This is a genomic window from Novosphingobium sp. SG720, from assembly GCF_012275365.1.
GTDB classification, from domain to species: Bacteria; Pseudomonadota; Alphaproteobacteria; order Sphingomonadales; family Sphingomonadaceae; genus Novosphingobium; species Novosphingobium rhizosphaerae.
In genome coordinates this window covers 141,631-161,559 of the sequence record NZ_JAAZQN010000003.1, presented here as the reverse complement: position 1 = coordinate 161,559, position 19,929 = coordinate 141,631, and the positions used below count along the sequence as shown (strand labels likewise).

Below are 19,929 nucleotides of genomic sequence, written 5' to 3'. Positions count from 1 at the left end.
TTGCCGCGATGACCGCCCGATGCGCAAGCGCGCTCATTCCATCAGTTTGAGGATATCGTCCACACCGATCGTGGCAAAGCCCACCGCGCTATCGGAAATGCCATAAGGCACCAGCAGGTTGTCTTCCACCATCAGCGCACCGCACGTGTAGACGACGTTGGGCACATAGCCATAGCGATCGGCGTCGATGGCGGTCAGCAGCGGCACCTTGCTGCGCGCGATGACCTTGGATGGATCATCGCGATCGAGCAGCGCACAACCCAACGCATACTTGCGCATTGCCCCCACCCCGTGGGTAAGCAGCAGCCAGCCCTGGTCGGTGAGGATCGGGCTCCCGCAATTGCCGATCTGCACGAATTCCCAAGGGAACTTGGGCTCCATCAACAGGACGCCGTCATCGTCCCAGCAATCCAGCCGGTCAGAGCGCAGCAGGAACAGGTTCTTGCCATCCTGGCGGCCGACCATCGCATAGCGCCCGTCGATCGTCTGCGGAAACAACGCCATGCCCTTGTTGCGCCCGGCGCGGCCCTGGATGGGCTCCAGCCGGAAGCGGCGGAAATCGCGGGTGCGCAGCAGTTCCGAACGGATCGCGCTGCCCGAATAGGCCGTGTACGTGCCGATCCACTCGTATTCGCCATCGCCATGGTCAAAGCGCACGAGGCGCAAGTCTTCCAGCCCGCCGCGCTGTTGCTCGGTAATCGGGAAGATCACGCTGTTCGACAGGCTGCTTTCGGCGTGGCGATGCAGCCAGACGCCCTGGTCGCTTTCGTTGCTGCCAGCGGCAAGCGGCGCGCTGGCATCGGGCAGCATGGCGGTGGCAAAGGCACTCTGCGGCCAAAGCTGGAACGTACCGTCTTCGTAAACCACGCCTTCGCGGAACACGATCGAGCTGATGTGCCCTTCGCCCACGGCGCGCAGGCTCATCACGAAACGCTGCGCACCATCCACCATGCCCGACTGGTCGGGATGGGGCACGATCGACGGGTTCATCAACGCGGCGGCCGCGTAGGTGTATTCGTGGCAGAAGTACGCACCGATCAGGCGCCGCCGGATGGGCGGAATGGCGCCATCGTCCAGATCCAGCGCCTGGCGCACTTCGGCATAGCGCTCTTCGAACAACTGCTCGGTCTGCCAGTGACGCTCCTCGAAATCGTGGAGCACCCGGGCATATTCGTCGGCCGCATCGGCTTCGTCGAGCGAGAGAACGTCCTTTACCAGGCGCGCGGCGCGCGATCCCCCGCCAGCGCCGCCCTGCCAGCCCAGATGAAAGGGCCGCAGGACAACGCGCGAAGGATCGGCATGGAGCCGCTGCTCAAGAATTCGCAAGCCGTTGCTGGCCGAGGGCGGGTTGGCCCCCGATCTGGCCGGCGAGAGGCTGGGCTTTGTATGCTCGGTCGCCAAGGACACTCCTTACCTTGCTGGTTTGACCAAGGGCCTGGGTTTCGCTGCCAACGCGCGGCGCCGCTGCGCGTTCCAGCCCGGCCAGCGCATAATGCGCCAGCTGGAATGCCAGGATCGATTCGGCCCCGCAATTGGCATTGACGCCGCGCGGCGTGATCCCGTCGCGACAACGCCCGCTGACCAGATCGCCCAGAGCCAGGCTCCGGTCGTTGGCACCCAGGAACCAGCGATAGGCCGCCTGGGCATGCCCACGCCACAAAGCGCGGGCCGAACCATCGGTATCTGCCTCACCATCGGCGTCAAGCGCGTGCCATGCCGCGGCGCAGGCTTCCACTGCGGCCCAGGCTTCCAGCGGCTGCTGGTCGAACGGCTTGGCTTCGTATGTGACGGCATGGGGAGGGGTAAAGGTTTCCGATCCGATGGCACGGAACTGTCCTTTGGCGGTGGTCTGTTGCGCCACGATGAACCGCAAGGCCTCGATGCCGCTTTCCAGCCAATCTGCCCGCTTTGTCAGATGGCCCGCCCGAATGAGGGCCTCGGGCAAGCGCGGATTGTCATAGCCCAGCATGGCCTCGAACCAGGCCCAGTCCGGGCGCCGGCCCTTGGCCAGCAACGCGTGAAGCAGGGCACCACCACGTTCCACCAAGGCGCGGCTGGGCCCGTGATCGGGCTCCACGGCGAGCACGTGGACCGCGCCAAGGATGGCAAAGGCCATGCTGCGCGGATAGTCCACCTGGCCTAGCGGCCCGACGGCAATATCGTACCACTGGCGCGCCCACTGCCGGAGACCGGCATCGGGGGCATGGGCCACGGCGTGGCCCAAGGCCCACAGCGTGCGGCCGTTGCTGTCTTCCGAGCCCACGTCTTCGCACCATGAACGATCGAAGGCCATGAAATTGCGGAAGCGCCCGGCATCGGGATTCCACGCATGCTGGATGAACGAGGCGAATACCGTGGCCCAGCGCTGTCGCTCTGCCAGGGGAATGCCATCGGCCACGCCCATGAGCATCAACGCGCGCACGTTGTCATCCAGGCAATAGCCATGGCGGCGGTCGGGCACGGTGCCGATCGCGTGCTGGAGCATGCCGGTGCTGTCGCACATCGCCCAGACGCCGCTGGCGCCCGGCGTAGCGGTGAGCGGAACCTGCAGCGGTGCGATCGCCGCCACGGTCTTGACCAATTGCGCGCAGCCCTCGGCAAAGCGCGGCCAGATGGTTTCGCGCCCGCGCGCATAGGCACGGCGTTGCATCGCATCGAGCGCCTGCGGATCGCCAAGCAAGGCGTTGACTGCGCGGGCGAGCGCGGTGGCCGAACGCGGCGGCACCAGGGCGCCCACGCCATCTGCCAGCAACTCGCTGGCATGGAGATAGGGGGTAGACACCACCGCCTTGCCCAGCGCCACCGCATAGCTCAGTGTGCCCGAGGTGGACTGCTGAAGATTAGGATAGGGCGTGAGGTATATGTCGCAGGCTTCAAGCTGGTCGAGCAGTTCGCCGGTTTCGAGGAAGCGGTTGTCCCACAGCACATGATCGGCCACGCCCAGATCACGGGCAAGGTCCATCAGGCTTTCGCGATAGGCTTCGCCTTCGGCGGCAACCAGGTTGGGGTGCGTGGCGCCCACGATGCGATAGACCGTGTTGGGATGCTGGGCGGCGATCGCCGGCAGTGCCTCGATGGCGGTTTCCAGACCCTTGCCCTGGCCAAGCAGGCCAAAGGTCATGATCACGTTCTTGTCGGCCAGGCCGGCGCGTGCCTTGAATTCGGCACTACGCCCGAACGGCCGATCGGGTGCGCCATGGGCAATCACCGTGACCCGGGCGGGATCGACGCCATAGACGCGTGACAGAACATCGCGGCCGTGCTCGCTCATCACCATTACGCCGCTGGCGCGGGCCAGGATATGTTCGAGCACCGCACGCTGCTGGGCGGAAGGGTCGGCCAGGACGGTGTGCAGCGTGACGATCAGCGGCGCTGCCACACGGTCGACGAGTTCGAGCACCAGCGCGCCCGAGGCGCCGCCGAAAATGCCGTATTCATGCTGAAGCCACACGGCATCCACCGCATCCTCGTTGATGCGCCGCGCTGCGGTACGATAGTCCTCGGCACGGTCAGAGCGGATCACGCTGCGCGCCTGGGGATAGGCATGCGGCTCGGTCGGGCTATCGATTACATGGAGATCGACCGACAGCTCGGGATGGTGCAGGCCCAGTTGCTCGAACAAGTCGGTGGTAAAAGTGGCAATGCCGCATTTGCGCGGCGCAAAACCGCCGATCAGCGCCAGTCGGCGGGCCGGCTGGCGAGCGCCATCGGCGGCGAAGAAATCAAGCACGGCCCCTGCCACAGGGGTGGCGCGCCGCAGGGAATTGGAAAGGTCGCTTGTCATCTGGCTGGCTCGCCCCGAAATCTGTCTGTTCGATGAACCAAACGATGCAGACCGGATAAAGTTGCATTGCGCTGCAACGCCATCCGATCGCGAGCTACTGATTTTGTCGCTGAAAAAGGGCAGTTCAAGGGTGTGGCGATGCAAAAATTATCGCATGTTGGCAAATGCCGCGCCCCGTCGCTAGGGCGCCCACCAGCGCTGGCGCCAACCATAGTCGGCGGCCACCGGCTGCCCCTGTGCATCGCGCGCCGGACGGAAGCGGAAGCGTTGCATCGCCAGGCGGCAGGTGATGGCATCGGCCTCATCGTTGCCGCTGGGCTGTTGCACGCGGCAGGCGGAGGGCGTGCCCTGGGTATCGACACGCAGCACGATCACCACTTGGCGGCCGGCACGATCGGCGCGCCCGGCTGCGGGATAATCGCGCGTGGCGGTAATGTCGCCGGCGATCTTGGCCACGGCTCGGGCCAGGCCAGCGCCGTCGCCCGTGCCGCCCGCACCACTGCCGGTGCCGCTTCCCGCCGTGCCACCGCCCGTGCCGGTGCCGGCTGCGCCTGCGCCCGATCGCGTGGCATCGCCATTGGCAGCCACCGGGGCCGCGGCCAGCGCGGGGATGACGATGCGCGGGGGCGGCGCAGTGATCGCCTTGGGCCGGGCCTTGCGCCCCGTCGCGCCGGTTGCCCCCGCTTCCGCGTGGCTGGGCGCGGGTGGCGGCGTAGGCTGGGGTGTTGGGCTGGGCACGGGCGCGGGCGGGGTAAAGACCACCAGGGCCGAAACGGGCAAATGCAGCGCGGGCATGCCCCCCGCAAGGCCCTTTACCAAGGCCAGAATCAGGCCCACGTGCAACAAGGCAACCGCGCCGCCAATGGCCAGATGGCGTTTCCAGCGCGCGTCCCTGGCGCTTTGGCGAATCACGTAGGAAGCCATGGCGGAGGCATAATCGTTCGCAGGCCAATCGGGTTCCCGGCGGCACGACACGGGCAAAAAACGGGACAAGGCGTTGCAACCAGGGGATAGACCCCCGCGATGCCACCCATTTCGTATCATCGGCAGTTTCGCCAATCCCCCATATGCGGTAGGCTTTGGCAAAGATGGGGTGCTGCCAGACCGTGCGTTCGGCCTGCGACAGGCGCCACCAAGGATTGAGCGCATGAGAATTCTGGTTGTCGAGGACGAGCCCTTGCTCGCAATGCTGCTGGAGGAAAACCTGGCAGACCTCGGCCATGACAAAGTGACAGCGGTGGCCACGGTGGACCAGGCGCTTTCGGCACTGGACGAAGGCCCGGTGGACGCCGCGCTGCTCGACTTCTCGCTGGGCAGCGACACCACGTCAGTGCCCGTTGCGTTGCGCCTGCGCGAAGAAGGCACGCCGTTCTTCTATCTTTCGGGCCACGCTTCGTTTGATCCCGATTCCGGCGCGCCCGAAGCGCCGATGCTGCCCAAGCCCGTCAGCCTGAGCGCGCTGCGCGAGGCCCTCTCGTCGCTGATCGAGGCGAACTAAGCGGGCGTCGGGGCTGTTCCCCGCCTCTCAACTTTCCAGAAAACTGTCTTCCCGCGCCAGGCTGACCAGTCGCAGCCCGTGCGCCTGCGCGCGCTCTGCCGCCAGGGTAGAGGCAGCCGAAACGGTGACAAGCAGGGGCACGCCAGCGATCACCGCCTTTTGCACCAGTTCGAAGCTGCACCGCGCGGTCAGCACCACGAAGCCATCTGCCGGGTCCCGCCCGACGCGGGCCAAGGCCCCCACCAGCTTGTCGAACGCGTTGTGCCGGCCCACGTCTTCGCGCAACAGCACGATCGCACCATCGCGCGTGCAAAAGGCGGCGGCGTGGGCCGCCCGCGTCGCCCGGCCCAGCACTTGGCGATCCCCCAGCGCGGCGGTGGCGCGAAAGATTGCGGCATCGTCCACTGCCAACTGCACCGGTACCTGCGGGAGCGGGCGCAAGACCTGCTCCAGGCTTTCGATCCCGCACAACCCGCACGATCCCTCGGAAAGGCGCAACCGCGCACGTTCCAGCAATGGCGCGGCATCGCCCGTGGCGAGCGTGATGCGCAACATCCAGCCGCGCCCCTCGATTTCGGCAGCCTGTGCCGCAACGAACCCGCTGGCATCGGCAATCAATTGTTCGGCAAGGCAAAAGCCCAGCGCATAGTCTTCCAGATCGGTGGGCGTGGCCATCATCACGGCATAGCCCAGGCCATTGATCTCGATGGCCACCGGCGCTTCTTGCGCCAGGGCGCGTTCGTGCGCGGTCGCCGCCCTGCCATCGACGAAGTGTTCGGCAAAGCGATGCGCGGTGGCACCTGGCGGCAGGCTATCCGGCATCGGCGCCATGGTGCGCGGGATCGGTCGCCTTGGTCTGCGGCGGCGGGGCATGGCCGGCGGCCAGTTCTGCCAGGGCCGCGCGCGCCACGGGATCGATCCCATCTTCGCCCTGCATGGCAAGATGGGCAAAGACCTGCCGCAACATCGCCGGGCTCCAGAACGCGCGGATATGATCGGCCACGGCGGCGACCGGGTGCGGCTCGTGCTTCAGATTCCGCGCGATCTGGTTGGCCATGTAGACCAGCTTGGCTTCGGTCTGCCCGCTCATTCGGCCGGCTCCATCGCGCTGCCGGCAATGCGGCGCGCCTGGCGGGTCTGCTCGGCATAGTCCTGCTGCCATTCGCTCGGCCCGTTCGACGGGGTGATCTGCACCGCCGTCACCTTGTATTCCGGGCAATTGGTGGCCCAGTCGGAATAGTCGGTGGTTACCACATTCGCCTGCGTCGCAGGGTGGTGGAACGTGGTATAGACCACGCCCGGCGCCACGCGATCCGTCACCGTGGCGCGCAGCGTGGTCTCGCCCGAGCGGCTGGCCAGGCGCACCCAGTCCCCGCTCTTGATCCCGCGATTTTCCGCGTCGGTGGGATGGATTTCCAGCAGGTCTTCGGGGTGCCACACGCTGTTTTCGGTGCGCCGGGTCTGCGCACCCACATTGTATTGCGACAGGATGCGCCCGGTGGTGAGCAGCAGCGGGAAGCGCGGGCCGGTGCGCTCGTCAGTGGGGACATAGTCCGTCACCACGAACTTGCCCTTGCCGCGCACGAAGCCTTCGATGTGCATGATCGGCGAGCCATCGGGCGCGGCGTCATTGACCGGCCATTGCAACGATCCCTCGGCATCGAGCCGGGCATAGTTGACCCCGGCAAAGCTGGGGGTGAGGCGGGCGATTTCGTCCATGATCTGGCTGGGGTGGGTGTAGCTCCAATCCAGGCCCAGCGCCCGGGCCAGTTCCTGGGTCACTTCCCAATCCTGATAGCCATTCAAGGGCTCCATCACCTTGCGCACCGGCTGAATGCGGCGTTCGGCATTGGTGAACGTGCCGTCCTTTTCCAGGAACGAGGAGCCGGGCAGGAAGACGTGGGCATAGTTGGCGGTTTCGTTGAGGAACAGGTCATGCACGATGACGCAGTCCATCGCCGCGAGGCCCGCCGCGACATGCCTGGTATCCGGGTCTGATTGGAGGATGTCTTCGCCCTGGATGTAGAGGCCCTTGAACAGGCCGTCGGTGGCCGCATCGAGCATGTTGGGAATGCGCAGGCCCGGTTCGGGATCGATCCTGACGCCCCATTCCGCCTCGAACAGCGCGCGCGTGGCGGCGTCCGACACATGGCGATAACCCGAAAGCTCGTGCGGGAAGCTGCCCATGTCGCAGGCGCCCTGCACATTGTTCTGCCCACGCAGGGGGTTCACCCCCACCCCGCGCCGGCCAATGTTGCCCGTCGCCATGGCGAGATTGGCGATCGCCATCACGGTGGACGAGCCCTGGCTGTGCTCGGTCACGCCCAGGCCATAATAGATCGCACCATTGCCGCCCGTGGCGAATAGCCGAGCGGCACCGCGGATGAGATCGGCCGGCACGCCGGTGACGGGTTCGAGGAATTCGGGGCTGTTGCGTTCTTGCCCCACGAATTCGGCCCAGTGCTGGAACTCGTCCCAATCGCAGCGTTCGCGCACGAAAGCCTCGTCCACCAGCCCTTCGGTAACGATCACGTGGGCCAGCGCGGACAGCACCGCCACATTGGTGCCGGGGCGCAGCGGCAGGTGATAGTCTGCCTCGATATGCGGGCTGCGCACCAGATCGGTGCGGCGCGGATCGATCACGATCAGCTTGGCCCCCTGGCGCAGGCGGCGCTTCATCCGGCTGGCGAACACGGGATGGCCATCGGTGGGATTGGCGCCGATCACCAGGATCACGTCGCTGTCTTCCACCGAATCGAAATCCTGCGTGCCGGCAGAGGTGCCGAACGTGGTCTTGAGGCCATAGCCAGTGGGCGAGTGGCAGACGCGGGCGCAGGTATCGACATTGTTGGTGCCGAAACCGGCGCGCACCAACTTCTGCACGAGGAAGCCTTCCTCGTTGGTGCAGCGGCTGGAAACGATGCCGCCCAGGGCGTTGTTGCCGTGCTGGGCCGCGATCGCCTTGAACCGGCTGGCGGCAAAGCCGAGTGCTTCCTCCCAGCTCGTTTCGCGCCAGGGCTGGTCGATGGATTCGCGCACCATCGGCTTCAAGACGCGGTCCTGATGCTGGGCATAGCCCCAGGCAAAGCGGCCCTTGACGCAGGAATGGCCGCGATTGGCCTTGCCGTCCTTCCACGGCACCATGCGCACGACCTGCTCCCCGCGCATTTCCGCGCGGAACGTGCAGCCCACGCCGCAATAGGCGCAAGTGGTGACCACGGCGCGCTCGGGCTTGCCGATCTCGGTGACGGCCTTTTCCATCAAGGCAGAGGTGGGGCAGGCCTGGACGCAGGCGCCGCACGAGACGCATTCGGAAGAGAGGAAATCGTCGGATTTCACGCCCGCCGAAATCTGCGAGCCGAAGCCGCGCCCTTCCACCGTCAGGGCCAGGGTGCCCTGCACTTCATCGCAGGCGCGCACGCAGCGCGAGCAGACGATGCACTTGGTCGCGTCGAAATCGAAATAGGGATTGCTGGCGTCGGTTTGGGCTTCCAGATGGTTGGCGCCTTCATAGCCGAAGCGCACATCGCGCAGGCCAACGGCGGCCGCCTGGTCCTGAAGCTCGCAATCGTTGTTGGCGCTGCAGGTAAGGCAATCGAGCGGGTGGTCGGAGATGTAGAGCTCCATCACGCCGCGCCGCAGCTTGGCGAGCTTTTCGGTCTGGGTGTGGACCTTCATGCCATCGGACACCGGCGTGGTGCATGAGGCGGGCGTGCCGCGCATGCCGTCGATTTCCACAAGGCACAGGCGGCACGAACCGAACTGCTTCAGATTGTCGGTGGCGCAGAGCTTGGGGATGGAGCCACCCGAAACCGCCGCCGCGCGCATCACGGTGGTGCCGGCCGGCACGGTGACGGCGCGGCCATCGATTTCCAGCGTCACCTGGGTATCGGAACGAACCTCGGGGGTGCCGAAATCGGCCTGGCGTTCATAGCCCATGGGCATGCTCCTGCGCGGCGGCAAGATCCGCCGGGGTGTTGATATTGTGAGGAATGCTGTCGAGCGCAACGGCGCGCGCGCCGAGCGTTTGGGCAAAGGCGCGCAAGCTGTGCTTGCCGGTGCCGGCGAGCAAGGCATCGAGCGCGGGGGCGGCGCCGGCCGGCCACAAGCCGATCACCGGCTGGCTGGCGCAATAGGCCGGCGCGGGGGAAAGCTGGATGGCGAGATCATCATCATAGCCGAAGCTGTCGACGGCCGTGGTCAGAACTTCATCAAAACCATGCCGTGCGGCATAATGAAGCGCGGCAGCGATCCCGCCCAATGGTCCCATGCCGCCGCGGGGCCAATCGGCCAGGCATGGCGCGGGCGCTTCACTGCGCCCAACCACGACCACGGCATCGCACTGGCGCTTGAGCGTTTCCACCGCACGCAGCAGCAAACTTTGCCCGGCCAGTTGGGCCAAGGCTTTGTCACTGCCAAAGCGGGTGGACTGACCACCGGCAAGAACGGCGCCCAGGATCATGGTTGCACCGAGACGCTGGTGCCAATGGGCGTCGACAGGCTCAGGGCGAACGGACGTGGGGTTTGCGAACCCTTGAAACCCGTTCGGGCTGAGCTTGTCGAAGCCCATTGGCTCAAGAACGCACTCACTCGGCCGCCTCCACCGCATCAGGCACGGCGCCGAAATCCTCGGGAAAGCGGCGCAGGGCAGAGAGGACGGGATAAGGCGTGAAGCCGCCCAGCGCGCAGAGCGAGCCGAACTTCATTGTCTCGCACAAGTCTTCGAGCAGGGCGATCTCGTCAGACAGCGTGCGCGCACCCTTTCGCGCGTTGTGGATCTGCGGCAGTGCTTCCACCGCGTCCGCCGTGCGGCCCTGGCGGGCACGGATGCGGTCGATCACTTCCACCCCGCGCGTGGAACCAAGGCGGCAGGGTGTACATTTGCCGCAGGATTCGGCGGCGCAGAACTGCATGGCAAAGCGGGCCTGCGCGCTCATGTCCACGCTGTCGTCGAACACGGTAAGGCCAGCGTGGCCGATCAGGCCATCGGCGGCGGCAAAGCTTTCATAGTCGAACGGCAGATGGAAATCGGCGGGCGGGTGGTAGGCGCCCAATGGCCCGCCCACCTGCACCGCGCGCACCGGGCGGCCCGATGCGGTGCCGCCGCCGACAACCTCGACCAGTTCGCCCAGCGTGATGCCGAAGCCCACTTCGTAAAGCCCGCCATACTTCACGTTGCCCGCGATCTGGATCGGCATGGTGCCCTTGGACCGGCCGAAGCCGACATCGGCATAGGCGGCGCCGCCGTTTGCCAGGATCCACGGTACGGCGGCGAGCGTCAGCACATTGTTGACCACGGTGGGCTTGCCGAACAGGCCTTCCAATGCCGGCAGCGGTGGCTTGGCGCGCACTTCGCCACGCTTGCCCTCAAGGCTGTTGAGCAGCGAGGTTTCCTCGCCACAGACATAGGCGCCGGCACCCACGCGCACCTCGACTTCGAATGGGGCGATATAGGGCCGCGCGGCTTGCGCGGCGGCCTGCATCTTGGCGATGGCATGGGGATATTCGCTGCGGATATAGACATAGCCCTTGGCCGCGCCCACGGCATGGGCAGCAATCGCCATGCCTTCGATCAGCATGAAGGGATCGCCTTCCATCACCATGCGGTCGGCAAAGGTGCCGCTGTCGCCCTCGTCGGCGTTGCAGACGATATACTTGGGCGCGGCAGCAGCCTTGGCCACTGTGGTCCACTTGATCGCGGCGGGAAAACCCGCGCCACCCCGGCCGCGCAGCCCCGATGTCATGACTTCGGCGATGGTCGCTTCGGGCCCGATCTGGCGCGCCTTGGCCAGGCCGCTCCAGCCGCCGTGGGCCTCGTAATCCTCAAGGCTCAGGGGCCGGGTCTTGCCGGCGCGGGCAAAGGTGAAGCGCTGCTGGCTGGCGATGAACGGATGATCGGCAATCGGGCCGATGCCCTTGTCACTGCTGCCGGCCAGCACGGCCGCCGCGTCGGCGGGTTCCAGCGGGCCGAAGCCCTGCCCGTCGATCTCGGCCAGCGGTTCGAGCCAGTGCATGCCCCAGCTGGACACGCGTTCCACCGTGCACCCCGCCGCTTCGAAAGCGGCGGCCACGGCATCGGCACCGCAGGCCAGCGCCAGCGCGTCATCGGAAATGCGCACGACCGTCATGCCAGACCTCCCATCAGGGCGCCCAGCTTTTCAGGCGTCAACCGCGCGTGGAGCGTATCGCCCACCATGGCGTTCGGCCCCACGCTGCACAGCCCCAGGCAATAGACCGTTTCCACTTTCACCGGACCATCGGCCGGCAGCCGTGCGGCCAGCGCTTCCACGCCGCGTGCCTGACAGCTTTCGGCGCGGCACAGCTTGACCACCGGGCGCGGTTCGGGCCGGGTGCGGAAATCGTGGTAGAAGCTGACCACGCCATGCACTTCGGCGCGGCTGAGGTTGAGCGCATGGGCAATCGCCCGCTCTGTATCCTCGCTCACATGGCCAAAGACGGCCTGCACATCGTGCAGGATCGGCAGCAGGGCGCCTTCGCGCCCGGCGTGGGCGGCAAGGATCCGGTCCAGTTCGGCAGGTTCGGTCATGGCCCGAAATGTCGCGCAGGAGACCGGCAGCGTCAAATCGAATTGCGCGAAGTGTGATAGAGAATGTCTATCAAACCGACAGCGTCCGTGCCACGTCGAGCGCGGCGAGAGCCAGCGGTCCCATCGGCTGGCGATCGAGCACCACCAAGCCCAGGCGGCGTGCCGTTTCGGCGCCAGCCATGGGGCAGAGCGTGGCCCAGTCCAACCCGGTCAGCAGCGCGGCATAGCCATCGGGAATGATCGTGGCAAAGCGCCCGGACTGCACAAGCGAGAGCAGCGCGACATAGCTGTCTGCCACCGCGCGCGGGGTCACGCTCAAGCCGCGCGCGGCAAACTGCGCGTCCAGGATACGGCGATATTGCATGCCCTGGTGCAAGAGGCACAGCGGCTGCGCCGCAGCCTGCGCCCAATCCATGCTCGCCGGTGTCCCTTCACCTATTTCCTCCCCCGCATCCCGCCGCGTGACGAACAGATAGCGTTCCTCCGCCAGTGGCACCGCCACGACATGGGCGGGCGGTTCGTGATCCAGGTATGTCAGCCCGGCATCGCACGAAAGCGCTTGAAGATCCTGCTCGATTGCGCGGCTGGTGGCCTGGTGCACGGCCAGTTGCAGCCCCGGATGACGGCGCAGCAGCGCATCGCCAAAGCGGCCCACCAGCGGCAGCGCGGCGGGAATTGCGGCAAGGCGAAACGGCCCGGCCAGCGGCGCCGCGGTGGCGGCCACGGCCTGCGCCATGCTGCCCATCGCGCCCAGGATCTGTTCGGCCCAGGGCAGCATCGCCTGGCCCTGCGCCGTCAAGCCGATGAAGCGGCGATCGCGCTCCACCAGCCGCTTGCCCACCTCCTGTTCCAGCGCCGCCAAGCCAGCCGAAAGCGTGGGTTGCGACACCCCGCATTCCGCCGCCGCGCGGGCGAAATGGCCATGGCGGGCCAGCATCACGAAATAGCGCAAGTGGCGCAGTTGCATCGCCCCGCCCAACCCCCTCGAAAATTGAGAGGCCGTTTCTATCACAAACGGCGCCGCAATGCATGGCCCGTGCCGTCACGAACGGCCAAGGCGGCGGGACTATCGCTTCATTTCCGTGGGAACAGCAGGCCTGAAGCGGCCGAGGTGGGACTACTAAGGGCCAACCCCGATGGGCGGCGGCACGGATCGCGCTGGCGGGGGCAATTGGGGCATGCGCAAGCGGCAAGGGATTTTCGATGAAGCCAACGGGCCAGATCGCAGCACACCAGATCACGGCGCAGGCAGCGCCGGGCATGATGCCGGCCATGGAACTGCTGGCGCGGGGCCGGCACGTGATCCAGGCAGAAGCCGACGCGCTCGATCGCCTGGCGCTGACGCTCGACGCGCGCTTTGCCGATGCGGTGAACCTGTTGCTGGCAACGCAATCGCGAGTGGTGGTCAGCGGCATGGGCAAATCAGGCCATGTCGGGCGCAAGCTGGCCGCGACCCTGGCCGCCACCGGCACGCCCGCGTTCTTCATCCATCCCGCCGAAGCCGCCCATGGCGACCTGGGCATGATGACCGCGCACGACGTGCTGCTGGTGCTGTCCAATTCGGGCAACACGCCCGATCTGCGCCAGATCCTGGCCCATGCCGCGCAGTTGGGCTGCCCGGTGATCGGCATTTGCGGCCAGCCGGATTCGATCCTGATGCGCGCGGCCACGGTTGGCCTGGTCCTGCCCCCGGCGCGCGAGGCGTGCCCGGCCAACATCGCGCCGACCACATCCTCCACGCTGATGCTCGCCCTGGGTGATGCGCTGGCGATTGCCACCATGGCCGCGCGCGGCGTGACCCATGCCCAGTTGCGCCAGTTGCACCCCGGCGGCTCGATCGGGCTGGGCCTGGTGACCGTGGGCGAGATCATGCACCGGGGCGAAGCGCTGCCGCTGGTGCCACGGGCCATGCCGATGCGCGAGGTCCTGCTGGAAATGACCGAAAAGAGCCTGGGCATTGCCGGCGTGGTCGATCGCACCGGGCGCTTGCTGGGCGCGATCACCGACGGTGACCTGCGCCGCCATGTCCATGGCCTGCTCACTGCCCGCGCCGAAGACGTGATGACACCCGCGCCGCGCACCGTGCGCACATCGGCCCGCGCGGGTGAAGCGCTGGCCCTGATGTCGCAAGCCCAGGTTTCAGCGCTGTTCGTGGTGGAAGACCATGGATCGGACCTGCCGGTGGGCGTGCTGCATCTCCACGATCTGGGCCGGCTGGGGCTGAACTGATGGACCGACGCTGCACCACCCGGACCGGTTTTGCCGCCTGCCCTAATCCTACCCCGATGACGAAAGAACACGCGTGAACCTGCTGGGCCACTCCATCGACGTCGACGATACCGGCCGTCCGTTCCTGATCGCCGGGCCTGGCACAATCGCAAGCGAGGCGCGGTGCGTGGACGCGGCGCAGGCCTTGCGCCAGCTGGCCGATCGCACCGGCACGCTGGTGATCTTCCAGGCCGACCTGGGCCCAACTCACCTTGGCGCGCATTCGGGCCATCACGGGCTGGGGCAGGATGAAGCACTGCGCGTGCTGGAAAAGGTGCGCAGCGAAACCGGGCTGCCGGTGCTGGCCCGCGTGCACGATGCCGCGCAAGTGGCCGCCGCAGCCCAAGTGGCAGACATGCTGCAAACGCCTGGCGTCCTCGCCGGCCAGGCAGACCTGATCATGGCGGCCGCCGCCTCGGGCCGGCCGGTGAACCTGGAAAAGGGACCGTCCATGTCTCTAGCCGGCGTGGCCCGCATGGTGGGCATGGCACGCACCGCTGCCCAGGCCGCGGGCCATCGCCAAGATGCCTTCACGGTGTGCGAGGGTGGCACGCTGTTTGGCCCCGACAATCTCGTGGTGGACATGCGCAACCTGATCCAGTTGCGTGACATCGGTTGCCCGGTGGTGTTCGATGCCACGCATGCCCTGCACGATCCTGTCAGTCAGGGCGGGTCATCGGGCGCGCAGCGCGAATTCGTGGCGCCGCTCGCACGCGCGGCGGTGGCGGTGGGCGTCGCAGGGCTGATGCTGGAAATCGACGCACAACCCGATCACGCGCCATCACGCGGGCGCCATGGGGTGTCGCTCCCGCAGGTGCCCGATCTTGCCGAAACCTTGCTGCGCCTGGCCGATTGCGCTGCATTGGCCGCTGCACCGACACCAGCGCCGTTGTTTGCCTGGCACCGGCGCAGGCCGGTGGCAGTGGCCTGAGCGCCATGGCCGGTTCCCCTCCCCGTTCCTCGTTGGCGGTCACCTGGTCGGTCTGGCGCGCGTTGATCCTGCGCGAGGCGCTGACCCGGCTGTTCGCCACCCGCATTTCCTGGGCCTGGGTCTTGTTCGAGCCGGTGTTCCATGTTGCCTACCTGCTCGTGCTCTATTCCGCCGTGCAAGTGCGCAGCGTCGGCAACCTCGATACGCCGGTGTGGATCATGGTTGGGATCCAGGCCTTCTTCCTGTTTCGCAAGACGGCCGACCACGTAGCCGGCGCGCCGGCCGACAATTCCGCCCTGTTTGCCTATCGCCAGGTCAAGCCGGTGGACACGCTGGTTGCGCGCGGGCTGCTCGAAGGGGCGAGCTGGCTGGTGATCACGCTGTTGCTGATCGCGTTCCTGGCGATGTGGGGCCACCCGTTCATGCCGCAATTCCCCTTGGCCATGGCCGGCGCCAGCGCGGCAATGTGGCTGCTGGGCGTGGGGTTCGGCATGGTGGTTTCAGCCTGCACCACGATGATGCGCGAAACGCGCCAGGTGCTGCAGATCGTGCTGCGCCCGCTCTACATGATTTCGGGCGTGATGTTTCCCATCGGCTCGCTGCCGGCCGATTGGCGCGCGCTGCTCATGCTCAATCCCCTCGCCCACGGGGTGGAACTGGTGCGCATGGGGCTTTCCGACAATTACCAGGCAGTGCCCGAAACCGATGCCGGCTATCTCTTCGCCTGGGTGCTGGGGCTCTTGCTGCTTGGCCTGGCGCTGCAACTGCGGCTGGCACACAAGGTGGGTGCGCGATGATCGTGGGGCGCGGCCTGAGCAAGCGCTACATGACAGCGCACGGTGCCGGGCCGTGGGTGCTTGATGACGTGAACTTCGTCATTCCGCCGCGGGTCAGCGTGGGCATCCTGGGGGCCAACGGAGCGGGCAAATCCACCCTGCTGCGCATCCTGGCAGGGGTGGACAAACCCACGCGCGGCGCGGTGGAGCGGCATTGCCGTGTATCCTGGCCACTCGGCTTTGGCGGTGGGCTGCAAGGCACGCTCACCGGGCGGCAGAATGCCCGTTTCGTCTGCCGCATCCATGGGCACGAGGATGACATCCCCGAACGCCTGGCGCGCATTGCCGAATTTGCCGCGCTGGGCGACCGCTTTGACGAGCCGATCCGCACCTATTCCACCGGCATGGCTGCGCGCCTGCGCTTTGCCATCTCGCTGGCGTTCGATTTCGACGTGTACATTTCCGATGAAGCCACATCGGCCGGTGACGCCAGCTTTCGCGCCCGCGCTGCCGAGGAATTCCGCCGCCGCGCCAACCAGGCCAGCGTGATCATGGTCAGTCACGATCCCGGCACGCTCAAGCGGTTCTGCACCGCAGGGATGCTGTTGCACGAAGGCAAGCTGACCTGGTTCGACCGGCTGGGCGAGGCGATCACGGCCTACAAGGAAACCCTGCCCGCATGAGCACCGAGCTTGCCTTTCCGCCGCCCCCGGCGAAACCGGAAACCGATCCTGCCCCGCCGGTTGCCCGCACGCGGCCAGCGCCCGACAGCGAGCCCGACCAGGCATTCCAACCCGGCGTCCCCCCCCCATCGAGCGATGAAGCCGCGCCGGCCGTGCCGCTGGCCGGCCCACGCCGGCCCGCAAGCGACACGCTGGCGCCCCCTTCGCTACCCCGCCGGCGCTGGCGCGCGGCAAAGGTGCGCAACCTGGTGCTGGGCCTGGCGGGCGCGGCAAGCCTTGGCGCCACGGCCTATTGGTGCCTGATCGCGTCGGATCTCTATGTCTCGGAAACCGACGTGGTGGTGCAACGGGCCGACATGGGCGCCATCGATCCCGGTGGCTTGGGCGGGCTGCTTTCCGGCCTTTCCGGCGCTGGCAATCGCAATGACCAGATGCTGCTGCGCAACCACCTGCTGTCGCAGGACATGCTCGCCCGGCTGGATGCCAGCCTGCATTTGCGCGCCCACTATGCCGATCGCCGGCACGATTGGCTGTCACGTCTTTCGGCGCCCGACGTGCCGCTCGCCCGCTTTCGCAACTATATGAAGGCTCGGGTGAAAGTGGATTACGACGACAACCAGGGCGTGCTGCATGTGGAAGCCAGCGCCTATGCCCCCGGCGTGGCGCAGGCCATCGTGGCCGCCATGCTGCGCGAAGGCGCTGCGTTCATGAACGCCAACGACCATCGCCTGGCCCAGACGCAAGTGGATTTCCTGGCCGGCGAGGCGGCGCAGATGGGCCAGCGCAACGAGGCCGCGCGCAAGGCGGTGCTCGATTTCCAGAGCAAGGCCGGCATGGTTTCGCCCGATGGCACGCTGGAGGCCGTGGCCGGCACGATCACACAGCTGGAATCGCGCAAGAGCGCGCTGCAGACCCAGCTCGGGACGCTGGAAGCCTATCTCGTGCCGGCCCATCCCGATGTGGTGGCCGTGCGCCAGCAGATTGCCGCGATCGACGCCGAACTCGCCCGCGAACGGGGCCGCGCCACATCGTCGGATTCGCAGGCGCTCAACCGCCGCGCCGATGCCTTTCGCCAATTGCAGCAAGAGGCGCAGTTCAGCCAGTCGCTGTACCAGACCACCTTGGCCGCGCTGGAAAAGGGGCGGATCACCGCGATGCAGGCGATGAAGCAGATTTCCGTGGTCCAGGCGCCCACCCTGCCCGAATACCCCGCCCGCCCACGCCGGCTCTACAATTCCCTCGCGTTCACCCTGGCCGCTTTCGTCGTGGCAGCGATCCTGCTGCTGCTGGTGTCGGTGGTGCGCGACCATGTCGACTGAATTGCAACCCTAAGGAGCGCCACCATGCGCCGTGATTGCCATTCCATGCCCAGCCGCGGCCGGCTGGCGCTGGGCCTTTCGCTTGCCTTGCCCCTGCTGGCTTCGCCCGTGCAGGGCTCGGCCCAGGGACTGCCGCCCGGCCTGGTCAGCCAGGTCTTGCAGAACGCCGACCCCACCACCCTGGCCACGATCGCCAATGCCATGGGCAATGCCGGCATCGGCAATGGCGGCAGCCTGCCCAGCGTGCCATTGGCCGTACCGACCGCCAGCCCGACGTCGCCGCCGGCGGCTCTGGTCGATGCTGGGGCACCGCCCGTTACCCCCGGCGCGGCACCGGCGGCCAGCTATGCCGCCAATTCGGCCAGCCCGGTGTTTGGCGCGCAGCTGTTCACCGGTGCCTTTGCCCGCACGGGCGCAGCCCATTTCAACCCCGATTACGTGGTCGCGGCGGGAGACCGGGTGGTGCTGCGGCTGTGGGGAGCGTTCCAGTTTGCCCAGGTGCAGACGGTGGACCCGCAAGGCAACGTGTTCCTGCCCAATATCGGCCCGATCCACCTGGCCGGCGTGCGCAACCAGGATCTGCAACGGGTGGTCACGGGCGCGGCGGCCGCGACGTTTCGCAGCAACGTCTATGTCTATGCCTCGCTGGCCGAAGCGCAGCCGGTGCGCGTGTTCGTGGGCGGCTTCGTGCGGCGGCCGGGGCTTTATGACGGCACCAGCATGGATGGCCTGCTGCATTACCTGGACGCAGCCGGCGGCATCGATCCCGATCGCGGCACTTTCATCGATGTGGAGGTCAAGCGCGGCGAGCAGGTGCGCGCCCACGTGAATCTCTACCAGTTCCTGTTTCGCGGGGTCATGCCGCCGGTGCCGCTGGGCGATGGCGACGTGATCTTCGTCGGGCCGCGTCAGCAGACGGTGAGTGTGCTGGGCCTGGCCAACAATGCCAACGTCTTTGAATTTCCGCGCAATGCCCACCCCACCACCGCCGATGTCATGTTGCTCGCCGGGCCGCAGCCATCGGCCACGCACATGCGCATCACGCGCAACACCGGGCCGGTGAAAAACGTGGATTATCGCCCGCTCGCCGATGCCGGCGCCCTGCCAGTTGGCAATGGCGACACGATCGAATTCACCGCCGACAAGAAAGCGGGCACGATCACCGTGCGGATAGAGGGCGAGCATGAAAGCCCGCAGGAATATGTGCTGCCCTATGGCGCGCACCTGGGCGATCTGTTGCAGCAGATCCGCTTTTCGCAGCGATCGGATGCGGGCAGCATCCAACTGTTCCGGCAGAGCGTGAAAGACCGGCAGAAGACCATGCTGGACGCCAGCCTGCACAGCCTGGAACAGGCCGCGCTGACCGCGCGATCGGGCACCAACGATGAAAGCCAGTTGCGCCGCAACGAGGCCGACCTGATCCTGCAATGGATCGATCGCGCGCGAAAGGTGCAGCCGCTGGGCCAGGTGGTGATCGGCCAGGGCCCGGCGCGCGACGACCTGCTGCTGGAAAACGGCGACCTGCTGCACGTACCCACGCGCGATGGCCTCGTGCTGGTTAGCGGCGAAGTGCTGTTCCCCAATGCCGTCGCCTGGCAACAGGGGCTGGACGCCAATGGCTATGTCAGCCGTGCAGGTGGCTATACCCAGAAAAGCGCCGCCCGCCGCATCGTGGTGGCCCATGCCGATGGCAGCTTCGAGGAAGTTTCCGCGCAGAGCCACGCCGTGCGCAGCGGCGACGATCTGCTGGTGCTGCCCCGCATCGACACCAAATCGCGCCAGATCCTCAAAGACATGACGCAGATCCTCTACCAGATCGCAGTGAGCGCGAAGGTGGTGCTGGGGCTTTGACCAACGGGGTTTTGCGCGTTCTGCCTACAGGCAGCAATCGCACCCCGTTGCAGCGCAACGGTCCTTGCCGGGAACTGTGAGCAGAACCATTCGACCTATTTGCAATCATCATGCGTCAGGCAGCATCCCGAACGCTAGGCATGCGTCTCTTTGAAGAGTGACCCTGCCCATGTCCCTGATTGCCGAGCGTCATGAGACGGCCGACCGGTATTGCCGCGCCGAGGTGGTTGACCGCACGCTGCACGTGCTTCCCCCCTTCGGCGCCAGCTTGT

17 protein-coding genes are annotated in these 19,929 nt (G+C 66.7%); 7 read left to right on the top strand and 10 right to left on the bottom strand.

Annotated features, from left to right (window positions below):
* Positions 1 to 33 precede the first annotated feature (33 nt).
* The 3 genes from FHW94_RS12945 to FHW94_RS12935 form a co-directional block, all read right to left on the bottom strand.
* Positions 34 to 1,326 carry a glycoside hydrolase family 130 protein gene (locus FHW94_RS12945; protein ID WP_168556261.1) on the bottom strand — a complete coding sequence of 431 codons (1,293 nt, stop codon included), beginning with the start codon at positions 1,324 to 1,326 and terminating at the stop codon, positions 34 to 36.
* On the bottom strand, positions 1,313 to 3,784 hold the full coding sequence (locus tag FHW94_RS12940) for a glycosyltransferase family 4 protein (RefSeq protein ID WP_168556260.1): 2,472 nt from the start codon (positions 3,782 to 3,784) through the stop codon (positions 1,313 to 1,315). Before FHW94_RS12940 ends, FHW94_RS12945 begins: the two co-directional genes overlap by 14 nt.
* A gap of 180 nt (positions 3,785 to 3,964) precedes the next feature.
* Positions 3,965 to 4,696, bottom strand: a complete 732-nt coding sequence (locus FHW94_RS12935; RefSeq protein ID WP_349237516.1) for a TonB family protein — start codon at positions 4,694 to 4,696, stop codon at positions 3,965 to 3,967.
* A gap of 235 nt (positions 4,697 to 4,931) precedes the next feature.
* On the opposite strand from FHW94_RS12935, the gene FHW94_RS12930 reads away from it, so the two are divergent.
* Positions 4,932 to 5,282 (top strand): response regulator, encoded by a 351-nt coding sequence (locus tag FHW94_RS12930; protein ID WP_168556258.1) that lies wholly within the window; start codon positions 4,932 to 4,934, stop codon positions 5,280 to 5,282.
* Between the two features lie 27 nt (positions 5,283 to 5,309).
* Here the strand turns inward: FHW94_RS12930 and fdhD are convergent, their stop codons facing one another.
* From fdhD to FHW94_RS12895, 7 genes are all read right to left on the bottom strand, one after another.
* Entirely contained in the window at positions 5,310 to 6,113 is an 804-nt protein-coding gene (gene fdhD / locus FHW94_RS12925; RefSeq protein WP_349237515.1) for a formate dehydrogenase accessory sulfurtransferase FdhD, read from the bottom strand.
* Positions 6,094 to 6,372 carry a formate dehydrogenase subunit delta gene (locus tag FHW94_RS12920; RefSeq protein WP_168556257.1) on the bottom strand — a complete coding sequence of 93 codons (279 nt, stop codon included), beginning with the start codon at positions 6,370 to 6,372 and terminating at the stop codon, positions 6,094 to 6,096. The genes fdhD and FHW94_RS12920 overlap by 20 nt, the downstream gene beginning before the upstream one ends.
* Positions 6,369 to 9,221 (bottom strand): formate dehydrogenase subunit alpha, encoded by a 2,853-nt coding sequence (gene fdhF / locus FHW94_RS12915; protein ID WP_168556256.1) that lies wholly within the window; start codon positions 9,219 to 9,221, stop codon positions 6,369 to 6,371. Before fdhF ends, FHW94_RS12920 begins: the two co-directional genes overlap by 4 nt.
* Positions 9,211 to 9,744: a molybdenum cofactor guanylyltransferase gene (locus tag FHW94_RS12910; protein ID WP_168556255.1), complete on the bottom strand. Its 534-nt coding sequence runs from the start codon at positions 9,742 to 9,744 to the stop codon at positions 9,211 to 9,213. The genes fdhF and FHW94_RS12910 overlap by 11 nt, the downstream gene beginning before the upstream one ends.
* 124 nt (positions 9,745 to 9,868) lie before the next feature.
* A complete protein-coding gene (locus FHW94_RS12905) occupies positions 9,869 to 11,410 on the bottom strand; it encodes an NADH-ubiquinone oxidoreductase-F iron-sulfur binding region domain-containing protein (protein WP_168556254.1) in 1,542 nt (513 codons plus the stop codon).
* Positions 11,407 to 11,829: an NAD(P)H-dependent oxidoreductase subunit E gene (locus tag FHW94_RS12900; protein WP_168556253.1), complete on the bottom strand. Its 423-nt coding sequence runs from the start codon at positions 11,827 to 11,829 to the stop codon at positions 11,407 to 11,409. The genes FHW94_RS12905 and FHW94_RS12900 overlap by 4 nt, the downstream gene beginning before the upstream one ends.
* A 70-nt stretch (positions 11,830 to 11,899) precedes the next feature.
* Complete coding sequence (locus FHW94_RS12895) at positions 11,900 to 12,796, bottom strand: LysR family transcriptional regulator (RefSeq protein WP_168556252.1); 897 nt, start codon at positions 12,794 to 12,796, stop codon at positions 11,900 to 11,902.
* 236 nt (positions 12,797 to 13,032) lie between these two features.
* Here FHW94_RS12895 and FHW94_RS12890 point away from each other — a divergent pair, with 236 nt between their 5' ends.
* From FHW94_RS12890 to FHW94_RS12865, 6 genes are all read left to right on the top strand, one after another.
* Positions 13,033 to 14,058: a KpsF/GutQ family sugar-phosphate isomerase gene (locus FHW94_RS12890; RefSeq protein WP_246866122.1), complete on the top strand. Its 1,026-nt coding sequence runs from the start codon at positions 13,033 to 13,035 to the stop codon at positions 14,056 to 14,058.
* A 73-nt stretch (positions 14,059 to 14,131) separates the two neighbouring features.
* Complete coding sequence (locus tag FHW94_RS12885; protein WP_168556251.1) at positions 14,132 to 15,028, top strand: 3-deoxy-8-phosphooctulonate synthase; 897 nt, start codon at positions 14,132 to 14,134, stop codon at positions 15,026 to 15,028.
* Between the two features lie 5 nt (positions 15,029 to 15,033).
* Entirely contained in the window at positions 15,034 to 15,825 is a 792-nt protein-coding gene (locus FHW94_RS12880) for an ABC transporter permease (RefSeq protein WP_168556250.1), read from the top strand.
* Positions 15,822 to 16,487, top strand: a complete 666-nt coding sequence (locus FHW94_RS12875; RefSeq protein WP_168556249.1) for an ABC transporter ATP-binding protein — start codon at positions 15,822 to 15,824, stop codon at positions 16,485 to 16,487. The genes FHW94_RS12880 and FHW94_RS12875 overlap by 4 nt, the downstream gene beginning before the upstream one ends.
* Positions 16,484 to 17,806 (top strand): chain-length determining protein, encoded by a 1,323-nt coding sequence (locus tag FHW94_RS12870; RefSeq protein WP_168556248.1) that lies wholly within the window; start codon positions 16,484 to 16,486, stop codon positions 17,804 to 17,806. Before FHW94_RS12875 ends, FHW94_RS12870 begins: the two co-directional genes overlap by 4 nt.
* A 24-nt stretch (positions 17,807 to 17,830) precedes the next feature.
* Positions 17,831 to 19,657 (top strand): polysaccharide biosynthesis/export family protein, encoded by a 1,827-nt coding sequence (locus FHW94_RS12865; RefSeq protein ID WP_210425655.1) that lies wholly within the window; start codon positions 17,831 to 17,833, stop codon positions 19,655 to 19,657.
* The last annotated feature ends 272 nt before the right edge of the window (positions 19,658 to 19,929 follow it).

Excerpts from the sequence above, each read along its gene's own strand:
- FHW94_RS12940 (WP_168556260.1), bottom strand. The coding sequence starts at position 3,784 with ATGACAAGCGACCTTTCCAATTCCCTGCGGCGCGCCACCCCTGTGGCA.
- FHW94_RS12905 (WP_168556254.1), bottom strand. The coding sequence starts at position 11,410 with ATGACGGTCGTGCGCATTTCCGATGACGCGCTGGCGCTGGCCTGCGGT.
- FHW94_RS12910 (WP_168556255.1), bottom strand. The coding sequence starts at position 9,744 with ATGATCCTGGGCGCCGTTCTTGCCGGTGGTCAGTCCACCCGCTTTGGC.
- FHW94_RS12880 (WP_168556250.1), top strand. The coding sequence starts at position 15,034 with ATGGCCGGTTCCCCTCCCCGTTCCTCGTTGGCGGTCACCTGGTCGGTC.
- FHW94_RS12875 (WP_168556249.1), top strand. The coding sequence starts at position 15,822 with ATGATCGTGGGGCGCGGCCTGAGCAAGCGCTACATGACAGCGCACGGT.
- FHW94_RS12870 (WP_168556248.1), top strand. The coding sequence starts at position 16,484 with ATGAGCACCGAGCTTGCCTTTCCGCCGCCCCCGGCGAAACCGGAAACC.
- FHW94_RS12890 (WP_246866122.1), top strand. The coding sequence starts at position 13,033 with ATGAAGCCAACGGGCCAGATCGCAGCACACCAGATCACGGCGCAGGCA.
- FHW94_RS12865 (WP_210425655.1), top strand. The coding sequence starts at position 17,831 with ATGCGCCGTGATTGCCATTCCATGCCCAGCCGCGGCCGGCTGGCGCTG.
- FHW94_RS12930 (WP_168556258.1), top strand. The coding sequence starts at position 4,932 with ATGAGAATTCTGGTTGTCGAGGACGAGCCCTTGCTCGCAATGCTGCTG.
- FHW94_RS12895 (WP_168556252.1), bottom strand. The coding sequence starts at position 12,796 with ATGCAACTGCGCCACTTGCGCTATTTCGTGATGCTGGCCCGCCATGGC.
- fdhD (WP_349237515.1), bottom strand. The coding sequence starts at position 6,113 with ATGGCGCCGATGCCGGATAGCCTGCCGCCAGGTGCCACCGCGCATCGC.
- FHW94_RS12920 (WP_168556257.1), bottom strand. The coding sequence starts at position 6,372 with ATGAGCGGGCAGACCGAAGCCAAGCTGGTCTACATGGCCAACCAGATC.
- fdhF (WP_168556256.1), bottom strand. The coding sequence starts at position 9,221 with ATGGGCTATGAACGCCAGGCCGATTTCGGCACCCCCGAGGTTCGTTCC.
- FHW94_RS12900 (WP_168556253.1), bottom strand. The coding sequence starts at position 11,829 with ATGACCGAACCTGCCGAACTGGACCGGATCCTTGCCGCCCACGCCGGG.